The organism is Actinomyces dentalis DSM 19115, assembly GCF_000429225.1.
GTDB lineage: Bacteria > Actinomycetota > Actinomycetes > Actinomycetales > Actinomycetaceae > Actinomyces > Actinomyces dentalis.
The window spans coordinates 1-9956 of record NZ_AUBL01000076.1 but is presented as its reverse complement, the minus strand read 5'-3'; the positions used below and the strand labels follow the sequence as shown (position 1 = coordinate 9956).

13 protein-coding genes, 1 pseudogene and 1 CRISPR repeat array are annotated in these 9956 nt (G+C 64.7%); of the genes and pseudogenes, 6 read left to right on the top strand and 8 right to left on the bottom strand.

The window, feature by feature from the left end; translation table 11 throughout:
* Positions 1–555 (top strand): hypothetical protein (locus tag G446_RS0112975; protein WP_026410458.1); only part of this gene is annotated, 555 nt, incomplete at its 5' end.
* Here G446_RS0112975 and G446_RS21585 read toward each other — a convergent pair.
* The 7 genes and pseudogenes from G446_RS21585 to G446_RS0112940 all read right to left on the bottom strand — a co-directional run bounded on the left by G446_RS21585 (position 525) and on the right by G446_RS0112940 (position 5995).
* On the bottom strand, positions 525–1160 hold the full coding sequence (locus G446_RS21585; protein WP_425393889.1) for a transposase family protein: 636 nt from the start codon (positions 1158–1160) through the stop codon (positions 525–527). The two genes, G446_RS0112975 and G446_RS21585, sit on opposite strands and share 31 nt — an antisense overlap.
* The gene (locus G446_RS21140) at positions 1135–1395 is read right to left on the bottom strand and encodes a transposase family protein (RefSeq protein ID WP_245574712.1); all 261 of its coding nucleotides are present in this window, start codon (positions 1393–1395) and stop codon (positions 1135–1137) included. The genes G446_RS21585 and G446_RS21140 overlap by 26 nt, the downstream gene beginning before the upstream one ends.
* A 377-nt stretch (positions 1396–1772) precedes the next feature.
* Positions 1773–2044: a CRISPR direct-repeat array (repeat unit 28 nt; unit sequence CCCTGCCCCGGGCGTACAGGGGGTGGGC).
* 15 nt (positions 2045–2059) lie between these two features.
* Positions 2060–2218 (bottom strand): annotated as a pseudogene (locus G446_RS21580) (hypothetical protein); the annotation flags it as partial.
* Positions 2219–2550: 332 nt separating this feature from the next.
* Complete coding sequence (locus tag G446_RS0112955; RefSeq protein WP_026410456.1) at positions 2551–3639, bottom strand: hypothetical protein; 1089 nt, start codon at positions 3637–3639, stop codon at positions 2551–2553.
* Positions 3640–3948 (bottom strand): hypothetical protein, encoded by a 309-nt coding sequence (locus G446_RS0112950; RefSeq protein WP_156916678.1) that lies wholly within the window; start codon positions 3946–3948, stop codon positions 3640–3642.
* A gap of 126 nt (positions 3949–4074) precedes the next feature.
* On the bottom strand, positions 4075–4626 hold the full coding sequence (locus G446_RS0112945; RefSeq protein WP_026410454.1) for a hypothetical protein: 552 nt from the start codon (positions 4624–4626) through the stop codon (positions 4075–4077).
* A 340-nt stretch (positions 4627–4966) separates the two neighbouring features.
* Entirely contained in the window at positions 4967–5995 is a 1029-nt protein-coding gene (locus G446_RS0112940; protein WP_026410453.1) for a hypothetical protein, read from the bottom strand.
* Positions 5996–6253: 258 nt separating this feature from the next.
* Between G446_RS0112940 and G446_RS0112935 the strand changes: the two genes are divergently transcribed.
* The gene (locus tag G446_RS0112935) at positions 6254–7003 is read left to right on the top strand and encodes a transposase family protein (RefSeq protein WP_245574711.1); all 750 of its coding nucleotides are present in this window, start codon (positions 6254–6256) and stop codon (positions 7001–7003) included.
* 466 nt (positions 7004–7469) lie between these two features.
* A complete protein-coding gene (locus G446_RS0112930) occupies positions 7470–7805 on the top strand; it encodes a hypothetical protein (RefSeq protein ID WP_026410451.1) in 336 nt (111 codons plus the stop codon).
* Positions 7806–7822: 17 nt separating this feature from the next.
* Here G446_RS0112930 and G446_RS21375 read toward each other — a convergent pair whose 3' ends face one another.
* On the bottom strand, positions 7823–8167 hold the full coding sequence (locus G446_RS21375) for a transposase (protein WP_051286006.1): 345 nt from the start codon (positions 8165–8167) through the stop codon (positions 7823–7825).
* A gap of 325 nt (positions 8168–8492) precedes the next feature.
* Between G446_RS21375 and G446_RS0112920 the strand changes: the two genes are divergently transcribed.
* The 3 genes from G446_RS0112920 to G446_RS19535 all read left to right on the top strand — a co-directional run bounded on the left by G446_RS0112920 (position 8493) and on the right by G446_RS19535 (position 9693).
* Positions 8493–8801: a hypothetical protein gene (locus G446_RS0112920; RefSeq protein WP_026410450.1), complete on the top strand. Its 309-nt coding sequence runs from the start codon at positions 8493–8495 to the stop codon at positions 8799–8801.
* A 12-nt stretch (positions 8802–8813) separates the two neighbouring features.
* Complete coding sequence (locus G446_RS0112915; protein ID WP_156916676.1) at positions 8814–9143, top strand: hypothetical protein; 330 nt, start codon at positions 8814–8816, stop codon at positions 9141–9143.
* 151 nt (positions 9144–9294) lie between these two features.
* The gene (locus G446_RS19535) at positions 9295–9693 is read left to right on the top strand and encodes an Imm1 family immunity protein (protein WP_084779249.1); all 399 of its coding nucleotides are present in this window, start codon (positions 9295–9297) and stop codon (positions 9691–9693) included.
* Positions 9694–9956: the final 263 nt, after the last annotated feature.

Here is a 9956-nt window from a genome sequence, read left to right as displayed (position 1 = left end):
TTCGCCTGGGGTGCGCTGGCGAGACTGGAGTCGGTGAGCATTGACGGCGCGCTGGAGAAGCGGCGCGTGTCGCTGCTGACCGATGCGCTGGGCGAACTGACAGCCGTCGACGGCGCGTACTCCTGGGCGGGCAACAACCCGGTGGGGATGAGCGACCCCTCGAGGCGCCACCCGCTAACCGACGCCGAGTTCGCCTCCTGGAGGGACTCCCACAGGACGGGTTTGGCGGCGGCCGGTGATCGGGTCGCCGCCTGCGACCCGGTCACCGGGGAGGCCCTGGCGCGCACGGTCACAGCCACCGCCCCCACCGGCCGCACCCAACGGGTGTACAGTTTTGAGGTCGACGGCCTCCAGGCCTACTACGTGCGCGCCGGCACCACCTTCATCGCCGTCCACAACGAATGCTCCGAACTCGCACGACAACTCCAACAACGCGCATCCTCCGGTGTGGACAGGGTTCAGGAGGTGATTCGGGAGACGGCGGAGAGCAGGAGCAAATCGTTCACCAGTCGGTATGGCTTGACTCAGAGCGAGGCCCTCGAGGCGGGGGAATAGTGGCTCGGGGAGAGATACAGAACAAGGGACGCGGAGCAGTGGGTGTTCAGGAGTGCGGACGGAGCCCGAGGATTCCGCATAGACCCCCCTTTTCGCTCGCCGGAGGCCATAAGCCTTGGGTTCCCCATGTACACCTCGAACACTATAACCCGTTGAAGGGTCACAGCATATGGAAGCTTATTCAGAGGGTGTTTTTGAAGACGTAGAGTGCGAGTGCGGCGGTGATGGTCTGTTCGAATGTGTGCAGGGGGCGGCGGTAGTCGGTGTGGAGGATTCTCCAGGACTTGATGTGGGCGATGGTGCGCTCTTTCGGCCCGGCGGATCCGGTTGATGCTCTTGTTGGCCTCTTTGGCGGCTTCGCTCAGTTCGCCGTTGGGGGGCTTCTTGTGCGGGGTGATCATTCCTTTGCCGATGTATCCCTTGTCGGCGATCCATCCGGAGGGGTCGATTCCGTCGAGCAGTCCGGAGGCGTCCAGGGCGGCCGCGTCGTGCATGGACCCGGGGTAGGGGTCCGAGGCCCGCACGAGCCCGCCGTCGGGCAGGACCAGGATCCGGGCGCTCATGCCGGTCGTCCTGTGCTCACCGCGACCACAATTCGCGGTGATTCCGCCGGCTCCAGCAGGGGAAGAGGGTGCCGTCGAGCACGTAGTCGCAGCCCTCGGGCACCTCCTGGGCGGTGAGCAGCACGTCCTTCAGGGCCCGGGTGATCGCGTCGGTCATGGCCTTGATGGCCCGCGAGATAGTGGGCTGGGACACACCCGGCTGCTCGCCGATCACCGCCTGCGGAATGTTGTGACGCATGCGGATCAGCGCCGCCCGCAGGGAGTCTCTCAGCCCCATGCTCGGCGGATACCCCTCGACGCCCTCCTCGCGCAGGCGGATGAGCAGATCGGCGAACTTGGGTGTGGGCAGTCCCGTGGTATACTATGGCGATGGTCCGTTCCTCATGAGGTCGTGGATATTGTCTTCGTAAACCATTGTACCTCATGGGAGCGGGCCATCATAATATCGTTTCCCGGAAATGCACGCAGGCGCCCGCTGAATAAGCTTCCAGGTGCCGGTGGTGGTGGCGACGCAGTGGGCGTGGGTGGTGTCGACCTCGATGTTGTGCACCGTCCGGGCGCGCCCGGCGGGCCGGACGCGGATCACGCGGGCGGCGGGCCCGTCGGCGTCGCGCAGAACATCGCCGGGCCTCAGGTCCCCGGCGGGGACGAAGCCCCTGCCCCGGGCGTACAGGGGGTGGGCCATGCAAGAGGCCTGGAGCAGGATGCAGCACGGCCCTGCCCCGGGCGTACAGGGGGTGGGCGTGTCGACGCCGTCCACTCGGTGCTGACCAAGTCCCTGCCCCGGGCGTACAGGGGGTGGGCTCCTGCGTTTACTATTTCCTGTTCAATGCTAAACCCTGCCCCGGGCGTACAGGGGGTGGGCCGTGTCTGCGTGATGTGAGGGGGTGATGGGCGTCCCTGCCCCGGGCGTACAGGGGGTGGGCGGCGGTGGCGACCAGCTCGCCGCGATCGGTGGTGATCCGCAGGGTGTCCACGTCCCGGTGGGTGAACGTGGCGGTGACCGTCGCGGTGGCCGGGCGGCCGGTGTCCGGATCCGCCGAGGCGACCCGGTCCCCGGCCTCCACCTCCTCGATGGGCCTGGCGGTCCCGTCGGCCATGAGCACCCGGGTGCCGGCCGGGAAGCACCCGAACCGGGAGACGTTCGTGACCGACGACAGCGCGCCGGCGCCCGCGCCGGTGAAGCCGCCGAAGACGGCGCCCCCGCCGGTGGCCCCCAGGAACCCGCCCACCGTGTGCGGGCCGGGTCCCGTGAGGTAGCCGGCGGCGCCGCCGAAGCCGCCCGCGACGGTGCCCGAGACCCCGCCCACGAGGGTGGAGCGCCCCAGGCAGCCCATGCCCCGGGCCAGGGCCGTGCCGCCCACGCCCTCGGCCACGGCCCCGCCGCATCTCGTTCGTCGGGGACGCCTCTCACTCCGCTTATGTCATCGTGCTATGACGGCGGGGTCCATCCTGGTCCTTGGGGTCTGGGGCGCTGGTCGTGGCGTCCGGGGTGGCGGAAGCCGATGGCGCGCATGCGCACCAGGCTCGCGTCCAGGCGGTCGGGGTCGTCGGGTGCGGGGGTGATTTTGAGGGAGATCTCGACGTCGCTGGGCCGCTCGGCCTCGGTCCACAGCAGGCAATCGATCCAGTTCCCGCCGCCCCGAAGTGGCGCGGCGTACATGTCCTTCTCGAAGCCCTCGGGCAGGGGCGTGAACGGCGGCCACCCGTAGGTGGTCATGAAGTCGTCGACATCCTCCCAGCCCAGGCGGTTGTGCGAGGTCAGCTCGGCCGCCCGCTCCCAGTCATGCGCCGAGACGGCGTCCCCCACCGCCCGCACCCGGCCCACCACCGCCGCTGGCAGAGTGCGCGTATAGGCCATCACCGCCTCGGAGGCCCGATTATCCCGGCACGAGAAGAACCCCGGCGGCGGAGAGTGGGTCACCGGCCTGTGAGTGAACATGGTGCAACTGACGCGCACCTCGCCGCCCGGCCACACCCCCAGGCGCCGCACCCGCACCCGCTCGCCCACCGCGGGCCAACGCTCCTTGACGCACTCGGCCCGCCGACGAAACACGAAGGCCGCCGGCAGCACGCACACCCGCCCGGACTCCACCAGACGCACCAGCAGACCCCCATCACGGTGCTCAACCACCACCGCCCGCTCGATCGGCCCCAAACCCGGCGGCATCGCAAAGCAACGCGTCGGAAACCCGCGCACGAGCCCCTCCAGCGCGCTCTCCCGCCGCGTCACACGAATCTCATTCAGGCCCGGCACAAGCAGCCTGCGCACCCGGATACGCTCACCCACGTCCGGCCAGTACTCGGGATTGCAGCACACCGAGTGATCATCCACGGAAACCATATCCATGAACGCCTCCTCACCCGACTCCTCCAGACGCACGAACAAACCCGGACCCGACATATGTCGGATTACTGAGGCCCATTCGATTTCGATATAGGCGTCCTCCAGCCAGGGGGATTTGAGGGACTCGCTCACCTCCCAGTGGGGGCGAGCACCACTCGACACGGCTTCATCCATCTACTGGCATCCCTCGACGTGGACCTCGAATCCCTCGACCCAGTCCTCGTCGAAATCCGGGTCGTCGGGGTACATGTCCTTGAGAGTCGTCCGGATCCATGCGTGGAATCTCCGCCATGTCTCTAAATCCTCGCCCTTGAAATAGCACGGGCCGTCGGTGACGACGACGTACATGCACTCCAGGACGGTGAAGAACTCGTCCGCGTTTTCGAGGATCTCACGGGGATCCATATCCATGAACACCCTCATGAGCCTGGCCGTCTCCGCCTTGGCCTCCAGCAGCCACGGGTACTCCAGGTACTGACTCACCCCCCAGTGGGAGTCAGGACCACTCACCGACAGTAAGCACATGACCTACCTCCATCCATCCCGGGTTCGTGCCCGAAGAGTTTCTCATCCCGATTATATTTCACTCCCGGGGCGAACCCAGGCATTCTACTGCTTGTAGGGCGAGTTGTCCAACGGCAGGTGGCGCCTCGATTGAGCGCCGCGGCTCCACGTCCCATCCGTATGGTAGTACTCATACCGTTTTGCTCCGGTGCTGCTGGGGGTCATGGGCCTGGAAATGCTCGTAGTTGGGTTGTTGTGCGCGTACTGGGAAGGATCGGTAGCAATGTCGGGTCCGTGACCCCACGCAACCTCCCCGCCGAGGTCGTACTTGAATCCTCCGTCGAGGAACCGCTGCGAGTTCGGATCCAGGTTCTGGGGCGGCAGGAACCGGTTCGTCAGACCGTTCTCGGTGGCGAGTCGGTCGACGTCGTCATAGTTGATCCTCCCCTTGCTGCTGACGAGTTCGGAGAAGCGCGTAGGCGTCCTGGGCTTACCGGTTTCGGTGTCAACCCACCCGCCGGCCGCATCGTCCCAGGTGCATCCGTTGTGGACGAGGGTCCAGGTGCCAGCGGTGGTGGCGACGTAGTAGGCGTGGGTGGTATCGACCTCGATGTTGTGCACCGTCCGGGCGCGCCCGGCGGGCCGGACGCAGATCACGCGGGCGGCGGACTCCTCCGATCGCCCCGAGTGCCCCTGCCCCGGGCGTACAAGGGATGGGCGGCGGCGAGCCGGGCGGGCCCACGGGCGGTGCGCTCCGGTTGGTGGTGGCCCGCACCGTCGACGGGGTCCGCCCTTCCTTCGGCGATCCGACGCACCACCCCCAGGCTGGTCCGAGTCGGCCCTCGCCTCCAGCATCATCCGAGTCGCCCACCCGCACAGCTCCAATGAGTACTTCCTCAAATCCCATGGCAGTGATCCTCTCTGTCATCACCACCTCCACCAAACCCGGAACGATTCATTCGTCGGGGACGCCTCTTAGTCCACTTCTGTCATCGTGCTATGGCGAAACGGCCCATCCTGGTCCTTGGGGTCTGGGGCGCTGGTCGTGGCGTCTGGGGTAGCGGAAGCCGATGGCGCGCATGCGCACCAGGCTCGCGTCCAGGCGGTCGGGGTTATCGGGGGCGGGGGTGATTTTGAGGGAGATCTCGACGTCGCTGGGCCGCTCCGTCTCGGTCCACAGCAGGCAATCGACCCAGTTCCCGCCGCCCTGAAGAGGCGCGGCGTACATGTCCTTCTCGAAGCCGCCGGGCAGGGGCGTGAACGGCGGCCACCCGTAGGTGGTCATGAAGTCATCGACCTCCTCCCAGTCCAGGCGGTTGCCGCTGGTGAGCTCTTCGGCCCGGTCCCAGTCCCGCGCCGAGACGGCGTCTCCCACCGCCCGCACCCGGCCCACCACCGCCTCCGGCAGGGCCCGCGTATAGGCTACCGTCGACTTGGACGCCCGATTATCCCGGCATGCGAAGAAAGCAGACGGCACGACGAAAGCAACCGGTCTGTCCGTAAGCATGGTGCAGCTGACGCGCACCTCGCCGTCGGGCCACACACCCAGCCTGCGCACCCGCACCCGCTCACCCATCCCCGGCCAGTTCTCCTTGGCGCACTCGGCCCGCCGATGGGACAGGAAGATCGCCGGCAGGGTGCACACTCGCCCGGACTCCACCAGACGCACCAGCAGATCCTCATCACGGTGCTCAACCACCACCGCCCGCTCGATCGGCCCCAGACCCGGCGGCACTGACGGGTCCCGCGTCGGGAACCCATCCACGAGCCCCTCCAGTTCGCTCTCCCACCGCACCACACGGATCTCATTCAGGCCCGACACAAGCAGCCTGCACACCCGGATACGCTCACCCACGTCCGGCCAGTACTCGGGATTGCGGCACAGCGGGTGGATGTGGACGGCGGTGAAGTCCATGAACGCCTCCTCGCCCGACTCCTCCAGGCGCACGAACAACCCCGCGGGCACCAGGTACCTCGTCACCACCGCCCACTCCACCGGACCGCACTCCACTCGATCATCGCTCATCGTAGTATCCTAGTTCCGAAAGCGTCCATCCCCACTCCAATTTTGCCCGCGGATCGGGAATCCATGTCCGTCTCAATGTGAGTTCATTGAACCTATCGATTTTCTCATATGGAATACACCATTCAAGACCATATCAGGAAGGTTATTCTGGGTGTGTCCTGGGTCATTTCCGGGAGGTGATATGATGATGGCCCGCCCCCGTGGGGTATCATGGGTGTAGAAGAAAACCCCCCATGACTCCGGAAGGAGTGGGCCATCATGATGGAGTGTACCACAGGTCTGACCGATGATGAGTTCGACGGGCTGCTCGCCTGGCTGCGCGAGGAGGGGGTCGAGGGTTATCCGCCGATCCTGGGCCTGTCCGGGTCTTTGCGGGCGACTTTGATGTACCTGCGTCAGAACATCGTGCAGGCGGTGATCGGAGAGATCCTGGGCGTGTCGCAGCCCACGATCTCGCGGGCCATCAAGGCGCTCACGGAGGCGCTCTCCTGGACCCTGGTGGTCCTGCTGCTCACCGCGGAGGAGGTGCCCCGGGACTGCGACTACGTGGTGGACGGCACCCTCCTCCCCTGCCCGGACTGGCGCAAGCGCCGCGATCTGTGGTCGGTCAAGCACGGGAGCGCGGGGATGAACGTCCAGATCCTGGTCCGGCTCAACGGAGAGTTCATGTGGGCCTCCGATCCTTATCCGGGGTCCATGCACGACGTGGCCGCCCTGGACGCCTCCGGATTGCTGGAGGGAATGGATCCCTCCGGGTGGATCGGCGACAAGGGGTACGTGGGAAGGGGAATGATCACGCCCCATAAGAAGCCCCCCAACGGCGAACTCGACGAAAAGGCGAAGGAGGAGAACAGGAGCGTCAACCGGATCCGCCAAGTCGTCGAGCGCACCATCGCCCACATCAAGTCCTGGAGAATCCTCCACACACCCTACAGGAGACCCCTGGAAACATTCGAGCAGACCATCACCGCAGCACTCGCACTATATTCCTTCAAGACCGCCCCCTGAATAACCTTCCTGGGCCCTCGTCCACAACGGATGCACCTGGGACGATGCGGCCAGCGGGTGGGTTGACACCGAAACCGGTAAGCCCAGGACGCCTACGCGCTTCTCCGAACTCGTCAGCAGCAAGGGGAGGATCAACTACGACGACGTCAACCGACTCGCCACCCAGAACGGGCTCACCAACCAGTAGGCGCCACCGACCAACCCGAACAGATTCGTCGACGGAGGATTCAAGTACGACCTCGGCGGAGAGATTGCATGGGGCCACGGACCTGATATAATCGCCAAACTTCACCAGTACGCTCACAACAACCCGACCATGAGCATTAACAGGCCCGCTGCGCCCAACACATTGGGGCGGGTTAAGCCCGATTTCTATCACACAGACGAGACTGGAGTCCGGGTGCTCCGTCCACGCGTCATCTGCCGCTGGATAACTCGCCCTACAAGCAGGAGGAAGGAGCATTCTGTGCAGGCCTCCCGTGAACTGTCGCCGTTCGAGAAGGCGGAGGCGATCCTCGACGCCCCGTGGATGCTCGAGGCTGGTGGGACCGTCATGCTCATGAAGATCCTCATGTCCACCGACAGCCGGACTGTCCGCGAGCATCAGACGGAGTTCTACAAGGTCCTTAACGAGATGTGCATTGCGATTTTCGAGTCGTCGACTCAGTTCGAGGGCGCTCCGGAGGCCGTGCTCGGCGAGTTCCGCGACTGGCTCGAAGAGACCCTTTCGTCCTTCGGTTACGATGCCGAGTCCATCGAGGACTGGGTAATGAACTTTCGGTTAGAATTCTACGACTACTAACCTTCCGCGGCCAGTAATCAACAAGATGATTTCGCGAGCCTATACTTGAATTTCGTCGCCCTGATGAATGTCTCGAATGCGTCGCGGGTATCCTCGAAGTCGGCGCGCTGGAGGTTGCTGATAGAGTTCTTGGCCTCATTCCAGACGTGCTCGATGGGATTCTTGTCGGGACTGTACGGCGGCAGATAGGTGAACTGGATCCTCTTGAGGTTCTCGATCTCTTCCAACTTCATGTTCAACTCCTTGGAACTGTGATAGCTCGCGTTGTCCCACACCACGACGATCTTCTTGCCGGGGTACTCCAGCGTCAACTTGATCAGGGCCTTCACGATGTTCTCGGTGTTGCCCCCATCCAGGCGCATGAGATCCACGCTCCCGTCCGACTCGTGGAGGAATCCGATGTACTTCTCTGCGACTTCCGTTCCCGGTCGACCCGCAATTGCGGGTCAGTCCCGCGGAGAAATTTAGATATGAGTTTTACCGTCGGGACGGGACATGGAATCGGCACGCCCGCCTGACGCGGCACCTGCCGTTGGACAACTCGCCCTACAAGCAGTAAAATATGCGGGTTCGCCCCGGGGGGCAAAATAGGGTCGGGACGAGAAGACTCTTCGGGTGCGAACCCGGGATGGATGGAGGTGTGTCATGGTTATGCTGTCGGCGGGTGGACCTAATTCCCACTGGGGAGTGAGTCAGTACCTGGAGTTTCCGTGGCTACTGGAGGCCAAGGCGGAGACGGCCAGGCTCATGAGGGTGTTCGTGGACGAGGATCCCCGTGAGATTCGCGCTCACGCGGGGGAGTTCTTCAATACCCTGTTCTGGATGTATGTCGTCGTCACCGACGGCCCGTGCTATTTCAAGGGCGAGGATCTGGAGGCGTGGCGGAGATTCCACACCTGGGTCCGGACGACCCTCAAGGACATGTATCCCGACGACCCGGATTTCGACGAGGACTGGGTCGAGGGATTCGAGGTCCACGTCGAGGGGTGCCAGTAGATGGATGAAGCCGTGCCGAGTGGTGCCCGCCCCCACTGGGAGGTGAGCGAGTCCCTCAAGTCCCCCTGGTTGGAGGACGCCTATATCGAGTCGGTCAGGCTCATGAGGATGTTCATGGATGCGCCCGTGGACGAGCTCCTCGCCAACAGGGGGGAGTTCTACGCCATAGTGGCCTACATGTGGGGCGCTGTGACCGAGGCGCCGTGCTGGTTCAGAGGCGAGGACCGGGTGACACTCGACCGGTTCCACACCTGGCTCGGGCCGACTCTCACCGAGCTGTACGGCGACGGCGACTCCATCCCCGGCATGGTCGAGGGATTCGACTCCGAAGGATGCCCGTAGACCGCCCGCGATTCTGGTCGGTGCCGGCAGCGCCCGGGGCCGGGCGCCGCGGTCCGCGGGTCGACCGACGATCTCCCCACTGGCCCCCGCCTCGGTGAGAGGCCCCGAACCCGCACCGCCGCTATCGAAGGGATTGAACGGAGACGAAGAGATGATCGCGCAGTACTGGGATGAAACGAAAGACGTTCTGGCGGAGGAGACCGTCTCCGATTGGCACGCCTTCCTCGAACTCGTTCAGCGCACCGAGACAGGCTCTTCCGGGCGAGGAGCCCCTGCCATTGAACTCTCTGACGGTGAAAACGGCACATGTATTTTCATTCGCTTCGAGGGTGGCGGGTGCACGGTGGCAATGGGGGATTCCGGAGGGCTCTCGTGGCCGGCCGATTTTAGTGACGACAGTTGCGAATATGTGCATTATGACTACTTCGGCTCGTGGTCCGAGGTTCCCGCGAATCTGGTGATTCCTCGCGAGAAGGCCCTTGCCGCCGTCAAGTCGTTCCTGGAAACCGGGAATATTCCGTCTTCTGTGCTTCCGCTCGTACGCGAATGACATTGGAGGATTGCAGTGAGCCTTTCTCACCAGGAGGGCCCCTGGACTGGCCGGGATCGGCGCAGTGGCGCGGGGGGGATTGGGCGGGGGCGGGGGTGGTGCGCGCGGGGGCCGCCCGGGATAGTGTGTTCTGACCAATGAATCCGCTACCAGGGGGTCCCCGCGTGCTGTCCTATCCTGCCACTTTGGATGTTCCCGAGTCCATCGCCCACACCATCTGCCTGTGGTTGGCCGCCCACCGCAGGGCGCACGACGCGCGTCCG

What these genes read in the sequence shown, in the direction of transcription:
- G446_RS21140 (WP_245574712.1), bottom strand. Translation starts at nt 1,395, where the DNA reads ATGGGGCTGAGAGACTCCCTGCGGGCGGCGCTGATCCGCATGCGTCAC.
- G446_RS0112955 (WP_026410456.1), bottom strand. Translation starts at nt 3,639, where the DNA reads ATGGATGAAGCCGTGTCGAGTGGTGCTCGCCCCCACTGGGAGGTGAGC.
- G446_RS0112940 (WP_026410453.1), bottom strand. Translation starts at nt 5,995, where the DNA reads ATGAGCGATGATCGAGTGGAGTGCGGTCCGGTGGAGTGGGCGGTGGTG.
- G446_RS0112935 (WP_245574711.1), top strand. Translation starts at nt 6,254, where the DNA reads ATGATGGAGTGTACCACAGGTCTGACCGATGATGAGTTCGACGGGCTG.
- G446_RS21375 (WP_051286006.1), bottom strand. Translation starts at nt 8,167, where the DNA reads ATGCGCCTGGATGGGGGCAACACCGAGAACATCGTGAAGGCCCTGATC.
- G446_RS19535 (WP_084779249.1), top strand. Translation starts at nt 9,295, where the DNA reads ATGATCGCGCAGTACTGGGATGAAACGAAAGACGTTCTGGCGGAGGAG.